This window comes from Pseudomonas sp. MRSN 12121, from assembly GCF_000931465.1.
Taxonomy (GTDB): Bacteria; Pseudomonadota; Gammaproteobacteria; order Pseudomonadales; family Pseudomonadaceae; genus Aquipseudomonas.
Window position 1 is genome coordinate 4,979,260 of record NZ_CP010892.1, and the last position, 26,388, is coordinate 5,005,647.

The following is a 26,388-nucleotide window of genomic DNA, read 5'->3' on the forward strand; positions in this document are numbered from 1 at the left end:
CTCAGCCCTTCATTCCAAAGGCGACCATGCTCAAGTGTTCGGCAATCGGGCCCAGCGCCAGGGTCGGCAGGAAGGTCAGCCCCCCCACCAGCAGGATGGTCACGGTCAGCAGCGTGACGAACAGCGGACCATGGGTCGGGAAGCTGTTCTGGCCGGTCGGCGCGGTCTTTTTCAGCGCCAGGCTGCCAGCCAGTGCCAGCACCGGCAGGATGTAGCCGAAGCGGCCGATCAGCATGCCCAGGCCCAGCATCAGGTTGTGGAACGGCGTGTTGGCGCCCAGGCCGGCGAACGCCGAACCGTTGTTGGCACTGGCCGAGGTATAGGCGTACAGCAACTGGCTGAAGCCGTGGGGGCCAGGATTGCTCACCGCGGCCACCGGCCCCGGCAGGCTGGCGGCGATGGCGCCCAGCACCAGCACGCCGACCGGCATCACCATCAGGGTTACTACCAGCAATTGCACTTCCCTGGCCTGCAGCTTCTTGCCCAGGTATTCCGGGGTGCGCCCAATCATCAGGCCGGCGAGGAACACCGCGATCAGGACGTTCAGCAACATGCCGTAGAGCCCTGCGCCGACACCGCCGAAAATCACCTCGCCCACCATCATGTTGACCAGCGCGACCATGCCGCTCAGCGGACTGAGGCTGTCATGCATGCCGTTCACCGAACCGTTGGACGCTGCGGTAGTGGTCACCGACCAGAGCACCGTGGCGGTGGTGCCGAAGCGTGTTTCCTTGCCTTCCAGCGGTGCGGTCTGCTCGACGGCGACATTGTTCAGGGTCGGGTTGGGCTGGTACTCGGCCCACAGCGAGGTGGCGCCGCCGATCAGGAACAAGGCCAGCATGCAGGCGATGATCGCCCGGCTCTGCCGCAGGTCCTTGACGTAGTGGCCGAAGGTGAACACCAGGGCCACCGGAATCAGGATGATCGAGGCCACCTCGAACAGGTTGCTCCAGGCCGTCGGGTTTTCGAACGGGTGCGCCGAGTTGACACCGAAGAAACCGCCGCCGTTGGTACCCAGTTGCTTGATGGCGATCTGGCTGGCGGCCGGGCCCAGCGGAATCACCTGGTCGACACCTTGCAGGGTCACGGCATTGACGTACTGGGCGAAGGTTTGCGGCACGCCCTGCCAGACCAGGAACAGCGCAAGCAGCAAGCACAGCGGCAGCAGGCCGTAGAGGGTGGCGCGGGTCATGTCGACCCAGAAGTTGCCCAGGGTTTGCGCCGAGCGCCGGCCGATGCCCCGGCACAAGGCAACCAGCACCGCCAGGCCGGTGGCGGCACTGACGAAGTTCTGCACGGTCAGGCCAGCCATCTGGCTCAGGTAGCTCAACGAAGCCTCGCCGCTATACGACTGCCAGTTGGTATTGGTCATGAAACTGACCGCGGTGTTGAACGCCAGCGTCCACTCCTGCCCTGGCAGGTTCTGTGGGTTGAGCGGCAAATGGTCCTGGAACAGCAGGATCGCGAACAACAGCACAAAGCCCGCCAGGTTGAAGGCGAGCAGCGCCAGGGTGTATTTCTGCCAGCTCTGTTCACTCTGCGCATCGACGCCCGAGAGCCGGTAGCAGGCACGCTCGACCGGCCCCAGCAGCGGTGTCAGCCAGGTGCGCTGGCCCTCCATGACCTTGTAATAGAAGCGCCCCAGGAAAGGCGCGGGCAGCAGCACCACGGCAAAGAAGCCGAGGATCAGCCAATAGTCATAACTGTGCATAGCCGCTCCTAGTTCCGATCCGCGCGCAACAGCGCAACCAGCAGATAAATGAACAGCCCCACTGCCAACAGCAGGGACACCCCGTCCAGAACACTCATGGAATCTCTCCGTCGTACGGCAGTCGCCGCGTGTCAGGCATTGTCCGCAGGGAGGCTGTAAAGGAACGAGGGCGAGGGTCCGGGCGGGGCATAAAGAAAGCGTAAAGAATGGCTTTACGCGGGGTTTACAACGCGACAAGACCTGCACTGATAGCAGGCGCGGGTGGCGCGCTCACCAATCCTGACGCTCCGTTTCGATGCGCACTGCGCCCTGGCGTGGCGCTTTTGAATGATCAACTAGCGGTAAACGTCATCGATACGCCCGCATTAAGCGTTTTACGACACTCTTCTGTGCCCTGGCATGGGCGCTGCAATGAGCAGCCCGAGCCCTTCATTCCGCTTCGGGAGCCATGCATGAACACACAACTCAAACCCACGCTGGGCACACTGCATTTATGGGGGATCGCAGTCGGGCTGGTGATCTCCGGCGAGTACTTCGGCTGGAGCTACGGCTGGGGTGTCGCCGGCACCCTGGGCTTTCTGCTGACCTCGCTGCTGGTCGCGACGATGTACAGCTGCTTCATCTTCAGTTTCACCGAGCTGACCACCGCCATTCCCCATGCCGGCGGGCCCTTTGCCTACAGCCGCCGGGCTTTCGGTGAGAAAGGCGGGCTGATTGCCGGGCTGGCGACCCTGATCGAGTTCGTCTTCGCCCCACCGGCCATCGCGCTGGCGATCGGCGCCTACCTGAATGTGCAATTCCCGGCCCTGGACCCGAAACACGCGGCCGTCGGCGCCTATATCGTGTTCATGGGGCTGAACATCCTCGGGGTCAAACTGGCCGCGACCTTCGAACTGGTGGTCTGCGTGCTGGCGGTGATCGAGCTGCTGGTGTTCATGGGCGTGGTCGCCCCGGCCTTCAGCTTCAGCCAGTTCGCCCTCAACGGCTGGGCAGGCTCGGATAGCTTCGGCGCGCCGGCGATTGCCGGGATGTTCGCGGCGATCCCCTTCGCCATCTGGTTCTTCCTCGCCATCGAAGGGGCGGCCATGGCCGCCGAGGAAGCCAAGGACCCGAAACGCACCATCCCCAGGGCCTACATCAGCGGCATCCTGACCCTGGTGCTGCTGGCCATGGGCGTGATGTTCTTCGCCGGCGGCGTGGGCGACTGGCGCACCCTGGCGAATATCAACGACCCATTGCCCCAGGCGATGAAAGCCGTGGTCGGGGACAACTCCGGCTGGCTGCATATGCTGGTGTGGATCGGCCTGTTCGGCCTGGTGGCGAGTTTCCACGGCATCATTCTTGGCTACTCGCGACAGTTCTTCGCCCTCGCCCGCGCCGGTTATCTGCCGGCATCGCTGGCCAGGCTGTCGCGCTTCCAGACGCCACACCGCGCCATCATCGCCGGCGGCCTGATCGGCATCGCCGCCATCTACAGCGACGGGTTGATCAACCTGGGCGGCATGACCCTGACCGCGGCGATGATCACCATGGCCGTATTCGGCGCCATCGTGATGTACATCATGAGCATGCTCAGCCTGTTCAAGCTGCGTAAGACCGAGCCGCACCTGGAGCGCACCTTCCGTGCACCGGGTTATCCGCTGGTGCCGGCCATCGCTTTGGCACTGGCGGTGGTCTGCCTGGTAGCCATGGCCTGGTTCAACGGGCTGATCGGCCTGATCTTCCTCGGGTTCATGGCTGTCGGTTTCGTCTACTTCCAACTGACCGCGCAATCGCGCGCCGATGCACCAGCCGACGCGATGTTGACCGGGAACTGAGCGGAGCCGGGCATCGCCCTCCGCGCTTCTGCGGATGCGGCGCCCGTGGGAGGTGATGCGGAAGAGGCCAGCCAGGCCATCCGGGCCTACAATGGAACCACTGCGAAACGCTGTCACTCGAAGTGGTACGGCAACTTGACGGGCGAAACTCCTCGCCCGCCGGTATGCCCTCAAGGAGAACCCTATGCCCTGGTATGCCTGGTTGATTCTGGTTGTTGCAATAGGCTCGATCGTTGGCGGCTTGATGATGCTGCGCGACACCGCCAGCAAGGTGGAACTGACTGAAGAGCAACGCAAGCGCGTTGCCGAACGCAACGCTGAAGCCGACGCCAAGGACGCGCAGGACCGCTGAGCAATTCGCCGGATCGAAGAGCCCCGCCATCGCCCGGATGGTGGGGCTTTTTATTGTCGCGAACTCCGGCTATTTCTCCCACGCCGCCTTGGCGATATGCAGGCCATGCTGGCCCTTGTAGGCCGCTCGCTCGGGCTGGCTCCAGCCTTCGAGCAATGCCTCGTCGAGGCGGTAGATCTCCACGCCCAACGGGCGACAGACACTGAGTGGATCCTGAGCATCCGGGCCCCACATGGGCAACGACAGATCCCCGCCGGGGCAAGTCGATAGCGCGCACAACAGGTCGATTTCGGCAAAGAACTCCAGGTAATCACCCTGCTGCGCGGGGCAGGCCTTCATGAAGTACATGTCGTCCTGATTCAGCCCGGTGCATTGGAAAATGTTCAAGACATCGTGCACGTCGAACTCAGTCAGGCCATGGGGCAAGACCGCGCGCGTCAGGTTGGAATGGCAGTGGTGATGGAAATCCTCCCCTGTGAGCATCCGGTTCACATAGGGGTCGCAACGCGTGCCGAGCAGATCGTGCAGGCGCCCACCATGTTCGTCGATGCCATAGTCGGCCAGGCTGTCATCGGTGATGGTTACCAGCGGCCGCAGGAACGGCAGGTTCGACCACAACCGGTCATGGGTGCTGACATGCGCGCCTTGCAATTGCCGGGTCCGCGCCGCCCACAGGCGCTCGCGCGGATCGTTGGCATTCCAGACGTTGAAGTCGCCGACCTGCGGGCCAGCCGGCGTGGTGACACGGAATACATGCCCTGCCGGCACGTGCCAGGCGCGGCCCGTGCGGATCGGCACTTCGAATTGCTCGATCAGCACCCGTTGCTGCCTGCTGTCGCGGATCCGCTCATAAAAGGCTGTGTCCACCTGCAGGGCCGAGCCTTTGCTGACCTGGTAAGCCGCGGGATAGTTCTTGTACATGTTGGAACCCTCGATCAGTGATGGCAGGAATGACTGAGCAGGTCGAGCAGCGCGCGCTCGGAATCGTCCAGGTAGACCGACAGGGCTTCTGCGGCCGCATGCTTGTCGCCTTCGGCGAGCAAATCGTGGATCTGTCGGTCCCGTGCCAGCCAGGGCGCTTGGAAACGCTGTTCGTCCGGAGCGGCACAAAACACCAGGCGCATCTGTGCCACGACGTTGGTGAAAAACTCATCGAACAAGGGGCTGCGCATCAACCCGACGATGTGTTGATGAAAAGCCAGGCTATGGGTACCCACCGAGCGCCAGTCCTCCCGCTCGCGAGCGAGTTCGCTGGCCTCGATAGCCTCGAGCATCCGATCGGACTGGTATTCGCGCAGCGGTTTGCTGCAAGCGATAGCCTGTAATTCCAGGGTACGACGCACCTGAAACAGATCACGGACCTCATCCGTCCCCAACCTGCGCACCGTGACCCCCTTGTTACGCGCATAACGGGCCAGGCCTTCCTGCCCCAGGCGATGCAACGCTTCGCGGATGGTGTTGCGCGAGGCGTTGTAGGCGGATACCAGCTCGCCCTCCACCAGGGCCATGCCCGGCAGCAAGCGGCCACCGATGATATCGGCACGCAATTCGAGGGTTATCTGGTCGGCCAGGGACAATGCGTCGCTCATGAGTATCGCCTTGCGATTGTTGAACAATCTTTTGATATTCAGTAACCACTATTCATGCCAATAGCCGCAAAGCACCGACCAAGCCGCGACTTGCTGGGAGGGATGAGGTTTCGAGGGTTAAAAGGGCCGCCACCCTGCCGGCAACCTTGGGTAAGATGGCCCCCTAGTTGTGGAGATTTTTCCGATGCGTTACTCGCAAGACCATAAGGCCCAGACCCATCAACGCATCATCAAGGAAGCCGCCGAGCGCTTCCGACGCGACGGTATCGGCGCCACAGGCCTGCAACCGCTGATGAAGGCCCTGGGCCTGACCCATGGCGGCTTCTATTCGCATTTCAAATCCAAGGACGAGCTGGTCGAGAAAGCCCTGCAAGCCGCAGCCGCAGAACTCGATGCCCATTGCGCCACACTGTTTGCGCAGGAGCGGCCACTGCACGCGTTTATCGACAGCTACCTGTCGGAATGGCACCAGACCTCCCCCGGCCAGGGTTGCCCGCTGCCTACCATGTGTTCGGAACTGGGCCTTCGCGGACAAGCCAGCCCCACGACCGACGCCGTGCTCAATGCGCGGCTCGCGCAGGTAGAAGCAAATCTCGAAGAAGAAAACGCCGCCGACCAGAGCCTGGTGATCCTCTCGACCCTGGTCGGAGCCCTGGTGCTGTCTCGCAGCGTCGAGAACCCGGACCTGGCCAGACGGGTACTGGAAGTCACCCGCGAGCATCTGAAAAAACAGGATGGGCAGCCGGAGTGATCGGCCACCCTCTCCTGCTTCGGCGCAGCTATTTGTAACGAGCCGCAGCGCTGCTTCTCGACAGGTTCGGCGCAAGGGCAAGGCGCGCAGCGACGAAGGCGTCCCAATCCGCCGAGTCAGGCAATGAAGGAATGGTGATCAATTCCCCCTGGTCAAAACCGGCCAGGGCCGCATCCACCATTTCCGTGGCCGCCATGATCATTTCCGCAGGAATACCCTGGGCATCGATGCCGGCGCGCTCCCAGATCTCGGTACGAGTCACGCCGGGCAATACCGCCTGAACCTGCACACCTTTGCCGCCCAGTTCCGCAGCGAGCGATTGGGTGAGACTCAAGACATACGCCTTGGTCGCGCTATAGGTAGCGTTGAAGCGCTCGGGAATCAGCGCCACCACCGAGGCGATATTGACAATCGCCCCCCGGCCCGCCGCCGAAAAGCTGGCAGCCGCCGCCGCGGCCAGACGTGTAAGCGCAACCACATTGAGCTGGATCAGGGAGTCCAGCTGATCAGCATCGGCAACAGCCAGGCTGCCATCAGCCGCAACACCGGCGTTGTTCAACAACAGGGTGATGTTCGCGTCGGAACGCACACGCTGTTCAACCTTCAGCACATCCGCCTTGAGCGTCAAATCGGCCTTCAGTACCTCAACCTCCACCTTGTACTCGGCGCGCAACCGAGCGGCAGCGCTTTGCAGGCGCTGCTCATCGCGTGCGACCAGCAGCAGGTTGTAACCACGCGCAGCCAGCCGCTCGGCGTAGACCGCACCGATACCCGATGAAGCACCGGTAATAAGCGCAACGCCTTTGGACGAAATCGAATTCATGACAGCTCTCCAGAGAAATGCTTGGGAAGTGAAAGGCAAGGAATGGATGCGATGCCCGGGAAGCGATTTGATTATAGTCATAATTCAATAAAATATTACGATTATAATTTTATCGATACGATAGGCAAAATTGAATGGAGCAATCCTGTGAAGAATGGTGGGTCCACACACCACCAGCGCAAAAGACAAGGCCGATCATTGATCGGCCTTGTGGACGGATTGAAGCGTCAGTTGACCTTCAACTTTTCACGATTGCTTTCCAGGATCGCCTTGCCGATGCCCTTGACCTCAAGCAGTTCGTCGACCGAAGCGAAAGGACCGTTGCTCTCACGATACTTGACGATCGCCTGCGCCTTGACCGCCCCCACGCCGGACAACTCACGCTGCAAGACCGCAGCATCGGCGGTGTTCAGATCGATTTTGCCCGCCTGCTCCGACGGGACTGTTTGCGCCACCACCGGCGTCTTGACCTCGGTGCTGACCACAGGAGCTGCATGGGTGATGGGAGAAAGGCTGGTCATCAGGGCGAAGACCAGAGAGGAGAAATAAGCGATACGCATAGTAGTACTCCATGAAGTTTAAGAATAACAGCAACTTCCAAAGCTGCTACCCAAAAACTAGATCATGGAGCCACCCTGTCAAAAAAGTATAAGTTTCAGATTATGTGCAACAAACAACAACAAACTTATTGTTGAAATCTTGAAACAGCCCCCACAACGAGTTTTACCATTAGCTATCAGGCGCCTATCTTATCCAGTTTAAACCACCCCAAATCAAGTTAAGCACTCCGAACCAAACCAACCTCCGCCCGCTGAATCTTTGTTTTCCTCATGAACCTTTTCTCAATATTTATAAAAGTAAATGTGGAAACCAAGACTATTAGAGGTATCGTAGAAAAGTTTATCGCCCAAAACGTAAACTTATCCACACTAGAGAGTTCAACAACACCAGAAACGGCTTTAAAGCAAAGAAACAAGATCGGCAAATGAAGCAGATATATACTATAACTAATATCACTCATTCGATTTAAAAACTGGAAGTGCAAAAACGAAGGATTCGAGATGGTAATACACAGAAAGAATACAGTCGTTAACATAAATCTAAGGGCACCGTAGCCTGGAACCTCAACCACCCCACAAGTAATAACAAATGCCACTGCCGCTACCACTACGGCCATACCCTTCACTAGTTTATTCGTTACAGCAGTTTTGTGCACAATAGCCGCTACGATACCAGATAGAAAATACGCCCAACAAACATTGACCGAGTAGCCAAGATCCACAGCAGCCAACATCATGGCAACAACCATAATTAATACTTTATATTTCGATCTATAGCAAATAGCTACCAACGGCAAAACGGCATAGAATCTCCACTCATGGATAAGTGTCCAGGTAACTGAGCTTAATGGGACAAGAGATACATCACCAATCCGCATTGGATTGTCTATAAAATTGAAAGACAACAAGCCAGCTACAGTAATCAACGAATCCTTTTCTAAGATATTAAAACCTGCGAAAGATGCTGCAATAATAAAAACCAAAAGCGAGGACACATAATAAAGTGGCGCGACTCTTTTTATCCTTGCAATAAAAAACTCAACCCAGTCAATTTTTTCATTCTTGATTATTTTATCAAAGAACAGAAAACCAGTTATGCAAAAAAATATTTGAACCCCAAAAGACCCTAAGTTAGGATACAACTGCCCCCAAGAAGAAAACACTGTATTTTGCACGCCTAAGTTAGCCAATACAAAGGGGGCGTGGTTAATAAAAACGAATATTGCAGCCAACCCACGCATTCCATTTATAAACTTATATGCATGAGGTACTTCTGCGCTTTCAATTTTTTCCTTAAATAGCGTTGAAAACAACACAAACACCATCACAATTGCCAATGTGATAGCAATAACCTCAAATGAATATTCAGCTTTCATTATTTTAGATTACTCATATAATACATTAACAGCACACCAACCTAAAAACTTCGAATCGCGAGTTCTTTGGCCACGTCAAAAGCCACAGAAAACCAAGTCAAAATAAAAGTAGGCCAGCGAAGGACCTGCAATTGATGCATGTAAACAATAGGGCTACGATCAGAGTCAAGAGTAAAGTATCAAGAGACTGAACGTAGCCCTTAGAGTTAAGGATCAAGTCGCCGTTGCTGATATATCCAGTCAACGATCTCACCATCTGGGGTATAACCGCTTACAGTATCGCGCAATAATTGACGGACGCGAGAATAATCATCCTGCTGCACAGCATTTAGCAATTCAGCCAGTTTTAGCTTAAGAAGCGCCCATGGCAGATGATCTTCATTAGCACACATGATCATTGGATGTTGGGTAGCCGCGACATTGTCTCCAATCAATAACTCTTCATAAAGCTTTTCACCTGGACGGAGCCCGGTAAATTCAATAGCTATATCACCATGGGGATTTCTCTCTGAGCGTACACTCAAGCCTGATAAATGGATCATCTTCTCAGCTAGCTCCACGATCCTCACTGGCTCCCCCATGTCCAGCACAAAAACATCCCCGCCTTGGCCCATCGATCCAGCCTGGATCACTAATTGAGCCGCTTCGGGAATGGTCATGAAATACCGAGTGATCTTTGGATGGGTAACAGTCAGGGGCCCCCCCGACTTGATTTGCTTATGGAACAACGGAATTACTGAGCCAGAAGATCCTAAAACATTCCCGAACCGCACCATGGTAAAACGAGTTTTATTGACTTGCGAAACGCCAGAACTGTCCCCAAAGAGAACTGGTGCCAGCTCTTGGCTTAATGCCTGGAGCGTAAGCTCTGAAAGACGTTTAGTACTACCCATTACATTGGTAGGACGAACAGCTTTATCAGTGGAAATTAATACAAAATTTGAGACCCCAACTTGAAGCGCAGCTTGAGCAGTATTAAGCGTACCCATGACATTGTTCAGCACACCTTCCGCTATATTATGCTCCACCATCGGTACATGTTTGTAGGCTGCAGCATGATAAACAGTATTTACATGCCATGTTCTCATTACATCGCGGAGTTTTTCCTGATCTCGGACAGATCCTAGTATCGGTAAAACCTTAACCGATAATGACTCACGAGCAATACGCTGCTCCAGCTCTGATAAAATACTGTAAAGATTAAACTCACTATGCTCGAACAGTAATAGGACTTTAGGCCGCTGCACAAGTATTTGACGACAAAGCTCTGAGCCTATAGACCCCCCAGCTCCAGTCACCAGAACCGCTTGATCTTTAATACAATGCTCAAGTAGCTCCGCCTGAGCAGGGACGGCGTCGCGACCGAGCAAATCTGCGATGTCCACCTCTTGAATATCATCGACTTTTACACGTCCGCTTGCCAAATCCATGAAACCTGGAACGCTACGCACATGCAAAGGAAACCCTTCCAGGAATCCTAATATCTCCCGACGGCGAGCCCGATTTGACGAGGGAATCGCCAACAGAATTTCTTGAGCCCCGGTAGCGTCGATCATCTGTTGAATATGTTTTGGTTTATAAACCTGGAGTCCCGAAATGACTCGATCGGAAATTCCATTGTCATCATCAATGAATGCCACCGGACGCATAACGCGCCCCATACGTAACGCTGCAACAAGCTGGTTACCTGCAGCTCCAGCACCATAGATGGCTACCCGAGGTAGCCCATTATCCCTATTTGTAAATGGAACATGCTGAACTGCAGCAAACCAATCTCCAACGAAGTACTGACGCATGGCCAAGCGTAAACCACCCAGCATCATCAGGCTCAACCACCAGTAGTTGAAAATTATCGAGCGAGGAATCACATTTTGGTGGTTGCTATACCAATAAACTACAACGCCTAGTATCAACGCGGAGAATGTTACGGCCTTAACAATGGCAATCAACGCATCGTTGCCAAAATAGCGCATAACTGCTCTATACATACCAAAGCGTATAAACAAAGGAATGGAAATAATAGGAGCACTCAGAAACAACCACGTATGATCTGTCAGCGGGTTAATGATCTCATCAAGCCCCAGACGAACCACAAACGCCATCCACAATGCCCCCCAAACCAACAATATGTCGGTAAGGACTTGAAGTAGTCGCTTCTGGCGACGGGGCAGCCCCAGAAGAAACGCTCTCAATCTATCCATGACTCCTCCGGACACCTTGTTCACCTATTACCGACCAGCAGAAACTTAATTTTAAGTGTAGTAAATATCATTAACGAGACTCCAGCATCCCCGCTTTGTATTTAATCGCAATCATTACCAAGGGGATATACGCAATCAGTAGTGCTGCAAACCCATCTAGATAACCCGCTGTCACACAGAAAGCCAAGGGAAGTAGCCATAGGATGTTGATAGCCCCAACAGTCAATGAGACCGGCCGATGCTTGCCCCATTTGCGCGACGCAAATTGATACGCATGACTGCGGTGCGCCTCATAAACTTTCTCGCCTCTAAACAGCCGCCGTATCAAGGTAACAGTAGCGTCAACGATAAATACTCCAAGCAGGATCAACCACGCCCAGAAAAAATCGGCATGCGCTGATGCCGCTGTCAGTGAAAAAACACCCAACATGATCCCCAAGAAGCCGCTGCCGGCGTCTCCCATGAAGATTCGCGCGGGCGGAAAGTTCCAATAAAGAAATCCCAATACAGCAAAGGCAAGCAATAGGGGAGCCCAGATCAAATTATGAAAACCACTAACCCAATAAAGCAGCGCTGCGCCAACACACGCTGTAACAGCCTCAATGCTTGCAATGCCGTCAATGCCATCCATGAAGTTATATAAATTCAACATCCAGACAAGATACAACGCAGCAACAATGTAACCGAATATACCAAAATCTATTTGCAGCCCCAGTATGGACAGAGCAGGCAGACCTGCCACCCAATACATTGCCCAAAAAGCCGCCGCAAAATGCCCCAATAACCTCCATCGCGCAGCGATATGACCGTGATCATCCAGAAAGCCGAGAATCGCTATACCCGCGCCCGCACCGAGAAAACCAAGGACATGCTCCCAAGGTAAAATATTCTCGAAAGCGAGAAAGGGTAGAAACAAAATAAAGCTCACTACGATAGCTACTCCTCCACCTCTCGGTGTGGGGATCACATGCGAACTACGATCATTCGGTACGTCGATTAGACTGTGCGATAGTGCATAACTACGGAGCTTAGCCGTCAGAAAAAGAGCGCACAGAAAAATAATAGGCAATACAAACCAGACGCTCATTGATTACGGCTTCCTAGATAATGCCTGACTGCTTCAAGTAATGCATTATCAACAGTCATAGGCGGAGTCCAGTCTAAAAGCTCGCGATTCTTGCTGATATCAACCTCAAGCGAACCGCAGAGACGATTAGTTATATTTTCCTTGCCCACGAGACGCGCAGCTACTCTCAAAAGGCTAACAGGGAAAGGTAAAAGATTTATATTTTTCCCAAATGCTTTTGCTATTTTCTTTAATAACTCTGGCGTGGATAAATCTTCACCATCGCTGACCAAAAAAATCTGGTTAGCTGCGCGTGGGTGACTTATACAAACGCTGATAAAGTCAACAAGATTATCTAGCGCAACAAAGCTTCTCTTATTTTTAACAGATGAAAGCGGGAGGGGAATCCCCTTTTCAACAAGCTTCATCATATTCATAAAGTTCGCCTTGACGCCAACACCGTACACCAAGACCGGCCTAATAATAACTACTTCCATTCCTGTCTCTGCAGAAATTTTTAGTAGACCTTGTTCAGCCTCAGCCTTAGAAATCCCATATCCATCAACTGGATGCACTGTTCCATCAGCCGTATATTTAGTTCCAAGTGTGGTTTCTTCACCGTTAACTTTTATCGAGCTTATAAATATGAATCGCTTGACGCCAGCCATAGCAGATTGAGCCGCAAGATTCAATGTGCCTGCAACATTTACTTTTCGAAATTCAGACAGAGGATCCGAAGCTTGCTCGTTCATAACATGCACACGAGCTGCAGAATGGATTACTACATCGATATCTTTGAGTGCCTGCTCCCAAGACTGCGATGGGCTCAAATCACCGAGCGATACCGATTCAGAGACTTCACTTGAAAAAGCTGCCGGCTTCCGTGTCACTGCACGTACACTATACTCTGGATGGCGGCACAGGTAGCGTAGGACTGCTCCGCCAACAAATCCCGTTGCCCCAGTCAATAGTATTTTTTTATTTACGCTTTCCATTCGTCCACCGATACTACGATAGTGCAGAACTTTAATTCTCTCACAAAATCACATGAAGTAGCTCATCAATCGCTCGTTGACCACAACGGCATCAAAATCCTGCTGAGCCATTCTATGACTTTGTAGCCCCATCATTTGTATTTGCTCAGGATTATCAATAAAAAACATCATTTTTTCAGCCAAGTCCTCTGCTGACCATGGCGGCACTATGAAACCATTCACACCATGTACCACTGTATCTCTACAACCAGGAACATCGGTTGTAATGACTGCACGCCCTACAGCCATTGCTTCCTGAGTACTTCTAGGGACACCTTCTCGGTAAGAAGGTAAAACAAACACACTTGAATCTTTCAACCAACCAACAACATCCTCGACATGGCCACGATGGTCGACCAATCCTTCTTTTACCAAAGTATGGACGGCTTCCGCAGTCAACCCTCCTGGATTACTTTCATCGAGACCACCTAGCATAATAAATTTAGCACTGTCACATTTTTTTTTGACTAAGCGGGCCGCCTCGACAAACTCATTGACTCCTTTTTCAGCCAATAGTCTTCCAACAAATATAAAGCTCACAGGATCTACTGGGGGAGTACTATAAGGATAATCCGAGAGTTTTAGCCCAATCCCTCCAAGCACACTAATATCAGATACTTTTATTCTGTTATTTTCTACCAAATCAATTCGATCGTCTTTATTCAGAAAAATCAAACGTTCAAGAAAAGGAAAGGAAATTTTGTAGAGAAATACTTGCACCTTTCGCAGGAGCTTGACCTTAATCGAGGCGCCACCAGGCTGTTCTGTAAATACATACCCCAAGCCTTCGAGCATTGCTAAGCGGCGCTCTACCCCTGCGAATACAGCTGCTAGAGTTCCAAAAATTACCGGTTTTGCAAAATAACTAAATACAATATCAGGCGCAATTTTCTTTAAAATTTTCGATAACTTATAAGTATTTATCAAGTCACCTAATGGATTCAACCCTGCCCTGCTAAACACATAATCAACCGGTTCAGCTCCAAGCTGACGGACCTTTCTCCGCGTATCTGCACAATAATCAAGAGCAAAAGCAAATACTTGATGCCCTTCCTTCACCAAAGCGCCGATCAAATCAGCGCGAAATCCAAGGACGCAAGCAGCGGTCGTTCCAACTAGTGCTATTTTCATGTGACCCAACATTCAACAAAGCCCTGGCGGCGCGTAAAGGACTTATCCATCATCTGCAGCTCGTTCCACCAACGCCCCTGCACGAAACTCAAAGCTCTTAAATAGAGCCATCGACGCAAGATACCATGCCAACTCTCACGGAGCGATACCGCTCCGTCTACCAGTAACAACTCAGGTACGGTATAGCTCAACCCATCTTCTAACAACTGTGTCAAGAGAGTATTTATCAAGAATTCTTTGTCTTGCTCGTCGCCCCATTGCTGCTGCTGATACTGGATCGATATCCAAAGCAGACCTTATTGCAACAGCCAAGTCATCCGAACTTCCGGGACGGACCAAAACTCCTTCATTCCCTAGAACCTCCTTTACTCCACCGCAATCGGAAGCAACAACGACTCTCTCTGCCGCCATCGCTTCAGCAACGACAAGACCAAAACCTTCCCACGACGAAGAAAGAACATAGACGTCAGCAGCGCTATAAAAATCCGCGACATCCTCTCTAACACCGAAGAATGTGACCTCCTGAGAAATGCCCAATACTTCAGTAAGAGCTAACAAGGCTTCTCTCAATACCCCATCGCCAACAATCCAAAGCTTTAGGGCTGAATCACTCTTAAGCACAGAGGCAAATGCATGGAGTAAGCTTGGATAGTTCTTGGCCTCGGTAAACCTTCCCACTGCAAGAATTATTTTTTGATCAGCAGAAACACCTTCTCTGCCTCTTACCTTCTGCCGCGAATCCTCACTAAAACTGAACCTGTCAGTATCTATTCCATTTGGAACCATTAACATGGTCCCAGGTTTAACAGCTTTCCTGGCCTCAAACTCTTTAACAGCCCCTTGACTCACATTCGTGGTTGCATCAGCTAAGAAATTGGTAAACCGGTAGGCGAACATTCTCATCCCCCCGCCTTCATTTGTACTATGTGCGGTACAAATAAGTCGCGGAATGTGAATAGTCAATCTCACCAAGCGAGCCAGAAGATTGGCATGAACCATATGACTATGAACCACATCTGGTTTAAAACTCTTGATGGTATCCCGTAAAAGAAAAAAACTTTCCACTAGACTTTTTGGCGATTTGGCAGCATGAAAGCCAATTGTTTTAAGCGAGCTATCTTTAGGTAATAATTTAGCCGTACCAGTCAGGTAAGCTATCAAAATCTCATGTTGTTGAGACTCAAGACGTTGGGCCAGATCTAAAACCTGGCGCTCTGCACCGCCAACATCCAAACTGGTAATGAAAAATAATATTTTCATGAAAACCTTTTAAACAACGTATAAAAATAGCATTGTATGGAGCGAATCAAAAATTTTAACTTATATCGAAAATCATTTTCTCGAAAAATTTGCGCCCAGTAAAAGGTCAGAAATCCTTTGGGATTCCGCCTCAAATTAGAGGAAAAATTTTTGGAGTAACCATCTTCAAGATAATCACAGAGATAAAGAGTGGTGTTTCCAAAAAAGTAAATTTCCCCTTCATCTCCAATTTTATTCCAAATGTATAGCTCTGGTACAAATCTTTCTTCAGGAACTACAGGAAAAGGGTGCCTCAGCATAACCTCAGTTTTAAAAACATATGCAAGGTCTCCTTTAAAATAATGCCCAGCCTCCGTCGGGCTCATGACCAGCGGAAAGTTAGAATCTTCAATGTTTCGCCCCACAGTCCGCATATCAAAATATGCTTTGCGGTAGCAAAAACCAACAACGTTTGCTTCTCTGAATGTAGAGATAGCATCACTCACGCACTCGACTGCATTAGGCACGAGAGAGTCATCACTATCTACGATGAAAATCCATGGGGTATCAGCCTTGCGAACACCTAAATTAAGGGCGACATGTTTTCCGCCATTCGGTTGATAACAAACATGAACTTTAAACGGCGCAATATTAGAATACTCAAGCAACAGGCGCTGCGTTTCATCCTGACTTCCATCGTCAACAATTACCCACTCAAAATCCTTGTGTGTTTGAGCACAAAGACTTTCATACAATCGTGGCAAGGTAGTCTCACGATTATAGGTCGGAGTCAAAATTGTTATCATACTCCCTCCATCTTCCGTTTTTTATCTCTGTCACCCAAAACGAAAATAATTAATGCAATAAACAAAAAAGCTTCAACAAGAACAAACGCCGATACCACTCCGGCAACACCATACCAAATGGATAACAGCGCCGCTAACAGCATAGATATTACAGACGAGAGCATCATGAGGAAACTGGTGGCCTTATCTCTCCCCATAGGAATCAACATACACAGCCCCAATGCTTGGTTAGCCAATCTGAATGGTATAACCCAAACAAAGACTTTCAAAATCTCGCTCGCCGCAGTAAACCCCGCCCCCAAAACCTTGAAGATTAGGAAGTCGCCGACAAAATATATTAATCCCGCTGCAAAAACACCAGAGAATAGCATTCCAATTACGATCATCCAGGATAATCTTATGGTATTGACTTGTGAAACCTGAAATTGTCGATTCAGATAAGGATAAAACCCAATTAAGATCGGATTCACAAAACTCACAAACCCGCGAATTATCTTTTCTGCTGGCACATAGGATGCTACAGCTACATGTCCAGAGGTTAAACCAACTAGAGACGGCCCAGCACTCATAAGTATATTGTTCGAGCTTTTATATACAAAAACATGAAACCCTATTTTTATCTGTTGCAAGCCACCAGAAAGACTCAGAGAAAATTTTCCGACCTTGCAAACACATACAACGTTACCAACAATGGTATTTAACAGACCAAACCCCGACATAATACCAAAAGCTAATAGTGCATCTTGCTCCCCATGGATAAACATATACAAAAATAGCAAGCTGGTAAAACGCAAAGAAACTTCTACAACTACAACCAGGGTAATTCTTTCTAGCCCCTGAAAAAACCAGAATGGACTAAAACCAAAAGCTACAAAGTACAGGAACCCCATTAGAACCAAATTACTGTCATGAAAGGAATTCCCCTTCACCACAAAAATAAAAAACCCTAATACCGCTACAATAGAAAAAATTAATAGTTTTGCAGAAAGAACTTCGCCAAATATACGCGCAAGAACACTTTTATCATCTCGAGAGATTGCTACTTGTCGCGACCCACTTAATGAGAAACCATACTCCACAACCAAGGAAGTCAGTAGAGCCACTGACTGGATAAGCACAACCTTCCCATACTCCTGAACCCCTAAGGCACGTGCCAATACGGGAATTTCAAGTATGGGAATCAAGTATCCACAAAGCTGCACAAAGAAAAGCAGCCCCATATTTTTTAGCAATCGCGTCAAGATTAAGCTCTCTGTGATTCAAAACCATGAAAATTATTAATTTCTTTATACAGCTTAAACCTTGATAAACTGGACGACCAAGACAACATGATTGCCCAGTACCCCCACTCAGACATCTCCGAACTTAGAGGATGGAACAACAAAACAAAACAAAAACATAAAACACCAAGGCAAGCGGCTGCTCTAAAATATATATTGGACGTATGTCTACCAACAGCTCTCCACTCCCGAGAAAGGAAAAGAAGAATCGGAGAGATTAAAATCATCAAAAGGCCACCGCCTCCGAGCACACCAAGATCTCCCAGAATTGCTAAGTAGGTATTATGAACAACCATTGGTGCACCATCGACCAATGACGTGGAGCTTCCAAAACCGCACCCAAGAGGAAGACACACATCTGCATTTACAACACCGTCATTTAGCATCTTTTCTCGAATAGGGTCACCTTCGAACAGTCTATTTATCACCAAGAACGAATCACCGGTAACAATTTCATATATCGCATCTGAGTTAAAGGCAACTAGCACGCTAATAAACATGACGGCTACAGATGCCAAAACCACAAAACGATTCGTGCTAATTAAAAACTGCAAAAAAGCAAATACAGCAATTATTACAGAGAACCATAAAAAGCCAGTACGACTCGAGTCAGCCAACAAAAGATATATTGAGGCCAATATTAAAAGTGATGCTGGAAAAGACTTAAAAAACGGAAGAGTAAAAACTCTAGCAATTATAAAAGATACAAAAAATGCACTCGTCTTCCAGAGTACGCCCGGAAACGCAAACATGCTTCCCTGCCGACCATCACCAAGCAAAACATAGTACTCAATTAAAAAATACTTACATAATAAAAAAAAGAACAACCCAACCAATGTAACAATCATTGAGATACGATAAAACTGCTCCTCATTCAAAGCCTGCGAACTTTTAAAAATCACAACGGTTATCATGGCTATGGCAAAATATTTTGAAGCCTGATAAGCCGTGTATTCATCAGAGTTAGTTAAACTAATAAGCAAAAGAGATAAAATCAAAATAGTAAAACCGAGCAGAACACCAATTAATGCCCAGTCTATCTTCAAGCGCTTCCAGCCAGAGGACAAGCACCCCATACAGAGCACGCCCCCCCACAACCCCCAATAACCTGCAGGAGTAATAATATTTCTTAGATCGCCCAAAACAACTAATACGCAGGAAAACAATACAATATAAAAAGGTATTATTTTTTTACTCATCTTAACCCCTTCAGTTTGTATCGAACGCATGAATTGAACCTACTACCATGCTAAACATTAAACTCACTTTTATTACTATTGGATATATAAATAGTTTCTGCTAGACGATGAGAACTACTCCACTAGCCAGCCTCAACCTCATTCGCCGCGATTATACTATTTAGGGACGGCTATCAGGTCCCTTTCGTGACAAAAACTATGCATGATGAAGCCTTATTCTGCGCCTGATCGCAATCCAATCATGCAGATTTGCGCTGCAGAAGCACCATGTCGCCTTTCGGCGACATGTGAATTCTCAGAAGATTGAGAGAGAGCAGGGGACCTAGCGCTTTTTACCAAAAAAATAAAGGACAAGAGAGACCGCTCCACCCATCATCAAGCCTAATATTAGACCCAAGCTTAATATTAGCATTCTCTTCGGCTTTATCGGTGAATCGGGATACCGTGCGAGTCCGTCTTGTCTATAGACCGAAATATCAGCTCTATATGACTCCAACTCTTTATAAAAGTCATAGCTAGATTCAAGCCTACGCAGATCTATAGAAAACGGATCATCAGATTCACGACGTTTTAAATTTTCTATTTCTGCTTTAAGTGCTTTTGTCCCTCGCATATAGAGAGCTTGACCATCTACATCACCAGCCACTTCAACACCAGAGTTACGCATGATAATTGGCGAGTTTTCCAGGCCAACAGCCTCAGCTATGCGCAAGGCTTCTTGCAACTTAGTTATCGAGTCCTCTCGGAGCTTCCGACTGACTTCACGCAGAGATTCAATCCTGTGAAAAAGATTACGCGCACGGATGGTATTTTCGCTTGATACATCTTTATATATTTCTGCCTTCGCCATGGTAGAAGCTCGATCAACATAATCTTGAGCCCAGCTCAATGCCTGCTCAGGATCAGCACTTTGCACAGTAACGATAGCTTGGTCACCACCGTCCTTTGTCGGAAGCTCTACCAACAGGCTCTTAGAAAGACGTTGATATAATTCACCCTGAGAAATTTTACGCGCATCATCAGTAACCGAAGGCAAATAAATCGTATTAAAAAAAACCTGTCGAAGAGCTTCAGAGCTGAGTGCTTGTAAAAAAACCTTATAAATAGCATCAGCCTTTAAAGGTTCCAAACCAGAATCCTGCGTACGACCGTAGTTAATTGCAGATATATCATTTACCGTAGGAGCCAACAAAAAAATCTTGGCTTCATAAATCGGCCTAGCCGTAAAGGCATATAGAGCAGCAGCCAACGTTGATAGAGAAACAATAATTAAGATAAGCCACTTGTGATACCAGAACGAATATACCAATGCTTGGAAATCTACATCCGAATTATTAGGAGACTCCGCAGAGCGATTTTGCATATTCTAGTTGCCCTTCTCCGATACGAAGCATCACCGAAGCGATACAGCAATTCACTTAAGCTTCCCCTACTATTAGGGTAGAAGAATAAATACCAAGCGATCACGAGTTAGCATAGCACTCAAGCATGTGCACTTCTCACTATAAAATCACGATCATATGACATTTCATCATCGAGGATTTTTCTTTCTAAAAGAAATACTTCTCAGCCAAGTGATAATAGGGCCAACAAACATACCGGTAAGCAGAGCGCCACCAATATAGATAGAGATAGGAAGCGGCGAAGTTGCCCAACCAAAAAGCAATAAGCTCGCCGGCTGTTGATTCTCCAAAACAAACGACAGCACTACTCCTACCAAAAAAAGAATACAAACCGCTCCCCCTATACGACCAAGTATAGACATTCCTGGCTCCCTTCAAATCTATAGGACATTATCCTCTTCCTCATTCACACGATCTCGAAGCTCTTTACCCGGCTTGAAATGCGGAACGAACTTACCATCCAAGCTGACAGACTGACCGGTTTTAGGATTGCGACCTACACGCGGAGCACGATAGTGCAAGGAAAAGCTGCCGAACCCCCGGATCTCAATACGATCCCCGGTTGCCAGGCATTGGGACATTTGCTCGAGCATGGTCTTGATGGCCAGCTCCACATCCTTGGATGAGAGTAGCCCTTGATGGGTGACAATTCGTTCGATCAACTCCGACTTCGTCATATTTTTCCCTTCTTTTTCAAGCAGCTAGATAAGCGCCTCAAAGGTTTTAGCACGACCAGGAGGTTTTGAACAGCCCGCACAATGACTTATCTCCTACCTTGCCCGAACACCAGAAACAAAGGTATTCAACGACCCGCAAACAAAAACCCTGCAGCATTTTGCCCTTCGAGACGCCATTCTACTAACCACATATGACAAGCATGGTCCGCGTAAGGTATCCCGCCGGATTCCAGCCAAAGGGATAGTCGCCCTCTTCATCCTTCGCATCACTGGACCTGGTGATGACCTTATAGCCCTCACCTCCGCATTCACGCTCAGCGCGCTTGTAGCACTTGGCCCATTCAGCCCCAAGGCCGGAGCAGTCGATCTCGATGCCACTGACGCCACGAACCACATGGGTTTTGGCATTGGTTGCACAGCCCGCCAAGATCAGAACAGCGAATACCACGATGAGATTTTTCATCTACTTCCTTATGTCACGCAACTGCCTCACCTTTATCCAGCCCATACAAGCCTAGCTCGGAATAGGTTATTGATCTGCCTAAGAAAATAGACATCCGAATAGCCTTGTTGGTTTCCCCCTTGATACAGGCAAGGCGATCCTAAATCGCAGGCACAAAAAAGGGCGACCGAAGTCGCCCTTTTCTATGGTCTGACAGAACTTAGTTCTGCTTTTCCATTTGCGCACGCAGCAGGTCACCGAGAGTGGTAGGACCAGCAGCGATATCCGAAGCAGCTGGCTTGTCGCGCAGGCTCTGGATAGCTTCTTTCTCGTCTTCAACGTCTTTCGACTTGATCGAGAGCTGGATTACACGGCTCTTACGGTCAACGCTGATGATCTTGGCTTCTACTTCTTCGCCTTCTTTCAGGACGTTACGAGCATCTTCGATGCGATCACGGCTGATTTCGGAGGCTTTCAGAGTAGCTTCGATATCGTTGGCCAGGGTGATGATGGCGCCTTTGGCATCAACTTCTTTTACAACACCCTTAACGATTGCACCTTTGTCGTTCTCTTGAACGTACTCGGAGAACGGATCGCTTTCCAGTTGCTTGATACCCAGGGAGATACGCTCACGCTCTGGGTCAACCGACAGGATAACGGTGTCCAGCTCGTCGCCCTTCTTGAAGCGGCGTACAGCTTCTTCGCCCACTTCGTTCCAGGAGATGTCGGACAGGTGAACCAGACCGTCGATGCCGCCGTCCAGGCCGATGAAGATACCGAAATCGGTGATCGACTTGATGGTGCCGGAGATCTTGTCGCCCTTGTTGAACTGGCCAGAGAAGTCTTCCCATGGGTTGGACTTGCACTGCTTGATGCCCAGGGAGATACGACGACGCTCTTCGTCGATGTCCAGAACCATAACTTCCACTTCGTCGCCGACTTGTACGACTTTCGAAGGATGGATGTTCTTGTTGGTCCAGTCCATTTCCGAAACGTGCACCAGGCCTTCAACGCCTTCTTCCAGCTCAGCGAAGCAACCGTAGTCGGTCAGGTTGGTTACACGAGCGGTAACGCGAGTGCTTTCTGGGTAGCGGGCTTTGATAGCAACCCATGGGTCTTCGCCCAGTTGCTTGAGGCCCAGGGAAACACGATTGCGCTCGCGATCGTACTTCAGAACCTTGACATCGATCTCGTCGCCAACGTTGACGATTTCGGAAGGATGCTTGATGCGCTTCCAAGCCATGTCGGTGATGTGCAGCAGGCCATCGACGCCACCCAGATCGACGAATGCGCCGTAATCGGTGAGGTTCTTGACGATACCTTTGACTTGCTGACCTTCCTGCAGGGATTCCAGCAGAGCTTCACGCTCGGCGGAGTTCTCGGCTTCGAGGACGCTACGGCGGGAAACGACAACGTTGTTGCGCTTCTGGTCGAGTTTGATGACTTTAAACTCGAGCTCTTTGCCTTCCAGGTGCGTGGTGTCGCGCACTGGACGGACGTCAACCAGAGAACCTGGCAGGAACGCACGGATGCCGTTAACGTCGACAGTGAAGCCGCCTTTAACCTTACCGTTGATAACGCCCTTGACCACTTCTTCGGCTGCGAAGGCTGCTTCCAGAACGATCCAGCATTCAGCGCGCTTGGCTTTTTCACGGGACAGCTTGGTTTCACCGAAGCCATCTTCAACCGAGTCCAGAGCAACGTGAACTTCATCACCAACATTGATGGACAGGTCGCCAGCATCGTTGTAGAACTGCTCAAGCGGGATAAGCGCTTCAGATTTCAGACCAGCGTGAACGGTTACCCAACGCGCTTGGTAATCGATGTCGACGATAACGCCGGTGATGATGGAGCCTGCCTGAAGGTTCAGGGTTTTCAGGCTTTCTTCAAAGAGTTCCGCAAAGCTTTCGCTCATTTTAATTCCTGTTGATAAGGGCGAAGAATACGCCCATCTGCCACATCCCAGACAATGTGGGTTACGTTCATATAAAAGAAAGACCGCAGGACTATGACTGGTCCCCTGCGCCCTTCCTTGATCATCCGGCGATATCGCGTATGGCGATCTCGCTCAAGATGCGTTCCAGCACCTGCTCGATGGACAACTCCGTGGAATCCAGCTGTATAGCGTCGACCGCCGGCTTGAGTGGGGCAACCGCTCGCTGGGTGTCACGCTCATCGCGCGCACGAATCTCATCTAGCAGACTCGACAGACTAACACCATCGACTTTTCCCTTCAACTGCAAGTATCGGCGACGCGCACGCTCCTCGGCACTGGCAGTGAGGAATATCTTCAAGGGAGCGTCAGGAAACACCACTGTTCCCATATCACGCCCATCGGCCACCAACCCCGGAGGCTCCTGAAATGCGCGCTGGCGCTGCAACAAGGCATCACGCACTGCCGGCAAGGCGGCGACCTGGGAAGCCCAGGCTCCTACTTGCTCGTTGCGCAGATCATCGGTGACATCGTCACCTTCCAGGATGATCCGTTGCGGATGGCCTTCGGTCGCGCCGACAAACTGTACATCCAGATGAGCCGCCAGCAGCTTCAGCGACTCCTCGTTGGTCAGGTCGACCCCATGGTTACGCGCGGCAAAGGCCAGCAGCCGGTACAAGGCACCGGAATCCAGCAGACCCCAACCCAGGCGCTTGGCCAGAATCCCGGCGATGGTGCCTTTGCCCGAGCCGCTCGGCCCATCGATGGTGATGACTGGCGCCTTGATGTTCACGACTGAGCCTCTTGCGCAACGCGAATGCCGACCTGCGCGCACAGAGCGAGGAAGTTCGGGAAGGACGTGGCGACGTTGGCGCAATCATGGATGCGAATTGGCGCCGTGGCGCGCAACGAAGCCACACTGAAGGCCATGGCGATACGGTGGTCGCCATGCCCATGCACTTCGCCGCCACCGATCTGGCTGCCATCGATGATGATGCCGTCCGGGGTTGGCTCGCACTTGACGCCCAATGCCAACAAACCATCCGCCATCACCTGGATGCGGTCGGACTCCTTGACCCGCAGCTCTTCGGCGCCGCGCAGCACAGTACGCCCCTCGGCACAGGCCGCGGCGACGAACAGCACCGGGAACTCATCGATGGCCAGCGGGACCAGCTCTTCCGGAATCTCGATACCCTTGAGCTTCGCCGCGCGAACCCGCAGGTCCGCCACTGGCTCGCCACCGACCTCGCGCTGATTCTCCAGGCTGATATCAGCCCCCATCAGACGCAGGATGTCGATGACACCGGTACGCGTAGGGTTGATACCTACATGCTCGAGCACCAGCTCGGAACCCTCGGCGATGGATGCCGCCACCAAGAAGAAGGCCGCCGAGGAAATATCCGCGGGCACCTCGATATGGGTCGCCTGCAGCTTGCCACCGGACTCAACCGAGGCCGTGGCCCCCTCGACCGCTACCGAATAACCGAAACCACGCAGCATGCGCTCGGTGTGGTCACGGGTTGGCGCCGGCTCGGTCACTGTGGTCTTGCCCTCAGCGTACAAGCCAGCCAACAGCAGGCAGGACTTAACCTGGGCACTGGCCATTGGCATAGTGTAAGTCAGCCCCTTGAGCTTGTTACCACCACGGATGGTCATCGGTGGACGCCCTTCCGCGGCGGTTTCAATCACCGCCCCCATCTCTCGCAGCGGATTGGCCACACGATTCATCGGGCGCTTGGACAACGAGGCATCGCCCGTCAGCACGCTGTCGAAATCCTGCGCGGCCAGCAGGCCGGACAGCAGGCGCATCGAGGTGCCGGAGTTGCCCAGGTAGATCGGCCCTGGAGCCGGTTTCAGACCATGCAGGCCAACGCCGTGAATGGTCACGCGACCATGGTGCGGACCTTCGATCACCACGCCCATGTCGCGGAAAGCCTGCAGCGTCGCCAGGGCATCTTCGCCCTCGAGAAAACCTTCGACCTCGGTAGTACCTTCGGCCAGGGAGCCGAGCATGATCGAACGGTGAGAAATCGACTTGTCGCCCGGTACACGAATCCGCCCATTCAGGCGGCCACCAGGGTTTGCCAGGAAAATCAGGTTATTGGAGTTCATAGCGTCCACATAGGCCCGGCGGGCCAGGATTTTACTGAAATGCTCGCGGGCCACCCGGGCGCGAGTGAATACGCCCAACAACTGGTGCCCGTCCCCTGCATCGACCGCGTCGCGAAGAGCGTCGAGGTCGTTGCGAAATGTATCGAGTGTGCGCAGGACAGCTTCGCGATTGGCGAGGAAGATGTCGTGCCACATGACCGGGTCGCTGCCGGCGATTCTCGTGAAATCGCGGAAACCGCCCGCAGCGTAACGGAAGATGTCCAGATTTTCACTGCGCTTGGCCAACGAATCGACCAGGCCGAACGCCAGCAGGTGCGGCAGATGGCTGGTCGCCGCCAATACCTCATCGTGACGCTCGACCTGCATGTGCTCGACATCGGCTCCCAGCTCGCGCCAGAGCCTGTCGACCACCGCCAGGGCTGCCGGATCAGTCTGTTCCAGAGGCGTCAGGATTACCTTGTGACGCCGGAACAATTGGCCATTGGAGGCTTCCACCCCACTCTGCTCGGAGCCGGCGATCGGATGCCCGGGGACAAAACGCGATGGCATTCCACCAAACGCCTCGGTCGCGGCTCGCACCACATTGCCCTTGGCACTGCCGACGTCTGTCAGAATCGCCTGCCCCAGGTCCATGCCAGCGAGAATCGCCAGCAGCTTTTCCATGGCCAGGATCGGCACCGCCAGCTGGATCACGTCGGCGCCCCGGCACGCGAGCGCCAGGTCTTCCTCGCAACGATCCACCACGCCCAACTCGACTGCCAGCTTGCGCGATTGCGGGTCGAGATCCACACCAACCACTTCACGACAGACACCAGTTTCACGCAGCCCCTTGGCAAAGGAGCCGCCGATCAACCCCAGACCGACCACCACCAGGCGACCGATCATA

Annotated in this window: 25 protein-coding genes; 3 read left to right on the plus strand and 22 right to left on the minus strand. The window is 51.5% G+C overall.

Features of this window, described 5'->3' with window-relative positions; genetic code table 11:
* Window position 1: 1 nt before the first annotated feature.
* Both kdpA and kdpF read right to left on the minus strand, forming a co-directional pair.
* Complete coding sequence (gene kdpA / locus TO66_RS22515) at window positions 2-1,711, minus strand: potassium-transporting ATPase subunit KdpA (RefSeq protein ID WP_044464336.1); 1,710 nt, start codon at window positions 1,709-1,711, stop codon at window positions 2-4.
* 8 nt (window positions 1,712-1,719) lie between these two features.
* A complete protein-coding gene (gene kdpF, locus TO66_RS32830) occupies window positions 1,720-1,809 on the minus strand; it encodes a K(+)-transporting ATPase subunit F (protein WP_007899818.1) in 90 nt (29 codons plus the stop codon).
* A gap of 354 nt (window positions 1,810-2,163) precedes the next feature.
* Between kdpF and eat the strand changes: the two genes are divergently transcribed.
* On the plus strand, window positions 2,164-3,528 hold the full coding sequence (gene eat / locus TO66_RS22520; RefSeq protein ID WP_044464337.1) for an ethanolamine permease: 1,365 nt from the start codon (window positions 2,164-2,166) through the stop codon (window positions 3,526-3,528).
* A gap of 184 nt (window positions 3,529-3,712) precedes the next feature.
* Window positions 3,713-3,880, plus strand: a complete 168-nt coding sequence (locus tag TO66_RS32835) for a DUF2897 family protein (RefSeq protein ID WP_068801188.1) — start codon at window positions 3,713-3,715, stop codon at window positions 3,878-3,880.
* A 69-nt stretch (window positions 3,881-3,949) separates the two neighbouring features.
* On the opposite strand, the gene TO66_RS22525 is transcribed toward TO66_RS32835, so the two are convergent.
* Both TO66_RS22525 and TO66_RS22530 read right to left on the minus strand, forming a co-directional pair.
* Window positions 3,950-4,801 carry a DUF1989 domain-containing protein gene (locus TO66_RS22525; RefSeq protein ID WP_044464338.1) on the minus strand — a complete coding sequence of 284 codons (852 nt, stop codon included), beginning with the start codon at window positions 4,799-4,801 and terminating at the stop codon, window positions 3,950-3,952.
* Between the two features lie 14 nt (window positions 4,802-4,815).
* Window positions 4,816-5,469, minus strand: coding sequence for a GntR family transcriptional regulator (locus TO66_RS22530; RefSeq protein ID WP_044464339.1), 654 nt, complete (start codon window positions 5,467-5,469; stop codon window positions 4,816-4,818).
* Window positions 5,470-5,653: 184 nt separating this feature from the next.
* On the opposite strand from TO66_RS22530, the gene TO66_RS22535 reads away from it, so the two are divergent.
* The gene (locus tag TO66_RS22535; protein ID WP_044464340.1) at window positions 5,654-6,220 is read left to right on the plus strand and encodes a TetR/AcrR family transcriptional regulator; all 567 of its coding nucleotides are present in this window, start codon (window positions 5,654-5,656) and stop codon (window positions 6,218-6,220) included.
* A 28-nt stretch (window positions 6,221-6,248) separates the two neighbouring features.
* On the opposite strand, the gene TO66_RS22540 is transcribed toward TO66_RS22535, so the two are convergent.
* The 18 genes from TO66_RS22540 to TO66_RS22590 form a co-directional block, all read right to left on the minus strand.
* Window positions 6,249-7,043, minus strand: coding sequence for an SDR family oxidoreductase (locus TO66_RS22540; protein WP_044464341.1), 795 nt, complete (start codon window positions 7,041-7,043; stop codon window positions 6,249-6,251).
* Between the two features lie 227 nt (window positions 7,044-7,270).
* Window positions 7,271-7,603 carry a helix-hairpin-helix domain-containing protein gene (locus tag TO66_RS22545; RefSeq protein WP_044464342.1) on the minus strand — a complete coding sequence of 111 codons (333 nt, stop codon included), beginning with the start codon at window positions 7,601-7,603 and terminating at the stop codon, window positions 7,271-7,273.
* 218 nt (window positions 7,604-7,821) lie between these two features.
* Window positions 7,822-8,979, minus strand: coding sequence for an acyltransferase (locus tag TO66_RS32840; RefSeq protein WP_082061135.1), 1,158 nt, complete (start codon window positions 8,977-8,979; stop codon window positions 7,822-7,824).
* Between the two features lie 206 nt (window positions 8,980-9,185).
* On the minus strand, window positions 9,186-11,180 hold the full coding sequence (locus TO66_RS22550) for a nucleoside-diphosphate sugar epimerase/dehydratase (RefSeq protein WP_044464343.1): 1,995 nt from the start codon (window positions 11,178-11,180) through the stop codon (window positions 9,186-9,188).
* 70 nt (window positions 11,181-11,250) lie between these two features.
* Complete coding sequence (locus TO66_RS22555) at window positions 11,251-12,267, minus strand: glycosyltransferase family 4 protein (protein ID WP_044464344.1); 1,017 nt, start codon at window positions 12,265-12,267, stop codon at window positions 11,251-11,253.
* Window positions 12,264-13,241: an SDR family oxidoreductase gene (locus tag TO66_RS32845; RefSeq protein ID WP_082061136.1), complete on the minus strand. Its 978-nt coding sequence runs from the start codon at window positions 13,239-13,241 to the stop codon at window positions 12,264-12,266. Before TO66_RS32845 ends, TO66_RS22555 begins: the two co-directional genes overlap by 4 nt.
* Window positions 13,242-13,289: 48 nt before the next feature.
* Window positions 13,290-14,411 carry a glycosyltransferase family 4 protein gene (locus TO66_RS22560; protein ID WP_044466136.1) on the minus strand — a complete coding sequence of 374 codons (1,122 nt, stop codon included), beginning with the start codon at window positions 14,409-14,411 and terminating at the stop codon, window positions 13,290-13,292.
* Between the two features lie 171 nt (window positions 14,412-14,582).
* Window positions 14,583-15,671 (minus strand): glycosyltransferase, encoded by a 1,089-nt coding sequence (locus TO66_RS32850; RefSeq protein WP_082061137.1) that lies wholly within the window; start codon window positions 15,669-15,671, stop codon window positions 14,583-14,585.
* Complete coding sequence (locus TO66_RS32855; protein ID WP_080925928.1) at window positions 15,668-16,456, minus strand: glycosyltransferase family 2 protein; 789 nt, start codon at window positions 16,454-16,456, stop codon at window positions 15,668-15,670. The genes TO66_RS32850 and TO66_RS32855 overlap by 4 nt, the downstream gene beginning before the upstream one ends.
* Window positions 16,453-17,697 carry an oligosaccharide flippase family protein gene (locus tag TO66_RS32860; protein ID WP_156162102.1) on the minus strand — a complete coding sequence of 415 codons (1,245 nt, stop codon included), beginning with the start codon at window positions 17,695-17,697 and terminating at the stop codon, window positions 16,453-16,455. The genes TO66_RS32855 and TO66_RS32860 overlap by 4 nt, the downstream gene beginning before the upstream one ends.
* Before the next feature lie 2 nt (window positions 17,698-17,699).
* Window positions 17,700-18,965 (minus strand): hypothetical protein, encoded by a 1,266-nt coding sequence (locus TO66_RS33490; protein WP_148558629.1) that lies wholly within the window; start codon window positions 18,963-18,965, stop codon window positions 17,700-17,702.
* 292 nt (window positions 18,966-19,257) lie between these two features.
* On the minus strand, window positions 19,258-20,298 hold the full coding sequence (locus tag TO66_RS32865) for a Wzz/FepE/Etk N-terminal domain-containing protein (protein WP_082061139.1): 1,041 nt from the start codon (window positions 20,296-20,298) through the stop codon (window positions 19,258-19,260).
* 168 nt (window positions 20,299-20,466) lie between these two features.
* Complete coding sequence (locus tag TO66_RS32870; protein ID WP_080925925.1) at window positions 20,467-20,700, minus strand: lipopolysaccharide assembly protein LapA domain-containing protein; 234 nt, start codon at window positions 20,698-20,700, stop codon at window positions 20,467-20,469.
* 18 nt (window positions 20,701-20,718) lie between these two features.
* Entirely contained in the window at window positions 20,719-21,015 is a 297-nt protein-coding gene (gene ihfB, locus TO66_RS22570) for an integration host factor subunit beta (RefSeq protein WP_044464346.1), read from the minus strand.
* A 181-nt stretch (window positions 21,016-21,196) separates the two neighbouring features.
* Window positions 21,197-21,478: a hypothetical protein gene (locus TO66_RS22575; RefSeq protein ID WP_044464347.1), complete on the minus strand. Its 282-nt coding sequence runs from the start codon at window positions 21,476-21,478 to the stop codon at window positions 21,197-21,199.
* Window positions 21,479-21,677: 199 nt separating this feature from the next.
* Window positions 21,678-23,372, minus strand: coding sequence for a 30S ribosomal protein S1 (gene rpsA / locus TO66_RS22580; protein ID WP_044464348.1), 1,695 nt, complete (start codon window positions 23,370-23,372; stop codon window positions 21,678-21,680).
* Between the two features lie 121 nt (window positions 23,373-23,493).
* Window positions 23,494-24,183: a (d)CMP kinase gene (gene cmk, locus TO66_RS22585; RefSeq protein ID WP_044464349.1), complete on the minus strand. Its 690-nt coding sequence runs from the start codon at window positions 24,181-24,183 to the stop codon at window positions 23,494-23,496.
* A complete protein-coding gene (locus TO66_RS22590) occupies window positions 24,180-26,387 on the minus strand; it encodes a bifunctional prephenate dehydrogenase/3-phosphoshikimate 1-carboxyvinyltransferase (protein WP_044464350.1) in 2,208 nt (735 codons plus the stop codon). Before TO66_RS22590 ends, cmk begins: the two co-directional genes overlap by 4 nt.
* Window position 26,388: the final 1 nt, after the last annotated feature.

Excerpts from the sequence above, each read along its gene's own strand:
- TO66_RS32835 (WP_068801188.1), top strand. The coding sequence starts at position 3,713 with ATGCCCTGGTATGCCTGGTTGATTCTGGTTGTTGCAATAGGCTCGATC.
- TO66_RS22535 (WP_044464340.1), top strand. The coding sequence starts at position 5,654 with ATGCGTTACTCGCAAGACCATAAGGCCCAGACCCATCAACGCATCATC.
- TO66_RS22560 (WP_044466136.1), bottom strand. The coding sequence starts at position 14,411 with ATGAAAATAGCACTAGTTGGAACGACCGCTGCTTGCGTCCTTGGATTT.
- TO66_RS22590 (WP_044464350.1), bottom strand. The coding sequence starts at position 26,387 with ATGATCGGTCGCCTGGTGGTGGTCGGTCTGGGGTTGATCGGCGGCTCC.
- TO66_RS22550 (WP_044464343.1), bottom strand. The coding sequence starts at position 11,180 with ATGGATAGATTGAGAGCGTTTCTTCTGGGGCTGCCCCGTCGCCAGAAG.
- TO66_RS22540 (WP_044464341.1), bottom strand. The coding sequence starts at position 7,043 with ATGAATTCGATTTCGTCCAAAGGCGTTGCGCTTATTACCGGTGCTTCA.
- TO66_RS32865 (WP_082061139.1), bottom strand. The coding sequence starts at position 20,298 with ATGCAAAATCGCTCTGCGGAGTCTCCTAATAATTCGGATGTAGATTTC.
- TO66_RS22545 (WP_044464342.1), bottom strand. The coding sequence starts at position 7,603 with ATGCGTATCGCTTATTTCTCCTCTCTGGTCTTCGCCCTGATGACCAGC.
- TO66_RS32870 (WP_080925925.1), bottom strand. The coding sequence starts at position 20,700 with ATGTCTATACTTGGTCGTATAGGGGGAGCGGTTTGTATTCTTTTTTTG.
- TO66_RS33490 (WP_148558629.1), bottom strand. The coding sequence starts at position 18,965 with ATGCGTTCGATACAAACTGAAGGGGTTAAGATGAGTAAAAAAATAATA.
- TO66_RS22575 (WP_044464347.1), bottom strand. The coding sequence starts at position 21,478 with ATGAAAAATCTCATCGTGGTATTCGCTGTTCTGATCTTGGCGGGCTGT.
- TO66_RS22530 (WP_044464339.1), bottom strand. The coding sequence starts at position 5,469 with ATGAGCGACGCATTGTCCCTGGCCGACCAGATAACCCTCGAATTGCGT.
- TO66_RS22525 (WP_044464338.1), bottom strand. The coding sequence starts at position 4,801 with ATGTACAAGAACTATCCCGCGGCTTACCAGGTCAGCAAAGGCTCGGCC.
- TO66_RS32850 (WP_082061137.1), bottom strand. The coding sequence starts at position 15,671 with ATGAAAATATTATTTTTCATTACCAGTTTGGATGTTGGCGGTGCAGAG.
- TO66_RS32845 (WP_082061136.1), bottom strand. The coding sequence starts at position 13,241 with ATGGAAAGCGTAAATAAAAAAATACTATTGACTGGGGCAACGGGATTT.
- rpsA (WP_044464348.1), bottom strand. The coding sequence starts at position 23,372 with ATGAGCGAAAGCTTTGCGGAACTCTTTGAAGAAAGCCTGAAAACCCTG.
- TO66_RS32840 (WP_082061135.1), bottom strand. The coding sequence starts at position 8,979 with ATGAAAGCTGAATATTCATTTGAGGTTATTGCTATCACATTGGCAATT.
- TO66_RS32855 (WP_080925928.1), bottom strand. The coding sequence starts at position 16,456 with ATGATAACAATTTTGACTCCGACCTATAATCGTGAGACTACCTTGCCA.
- kdpA (WP_044464336.1), bottom strand. The coding sequence starts at position 1,711 with ATGCACAGTTATGACTATTGGCTGATCCTCGGCTTCTTTGCCGTGGTG.
- eat (WP_044464337.1), top strand. The coding sequence starts at position 2,164 with ATGAACACACAACTCAAACCCACGCTGGGCACACTGCATTTATGGGGG.
- TO66_RS22555 (WP_044464344.1), bottom strand. The coding sequence starts at position 12,267 with ATGAGCGTCTGGTTTGTATTGCCTATTATTTTTCTGTGCGCTCTTTTT.
- kdpF (WP_007899818.1), bottom strand. The coding sequence starts at position 1,809 with ATGAGTGTTCTGGACGGGGTGTCCCTGCTGTTGGCAGTGGGGCTGTTC.
- ihfB (WP_044464346.1), bottom strand. The coding sequence starts at position 21,015 with ATGACGAAGTCGGAGTTGATCGAACGAATTGTCACCCATCAAGGGCTA.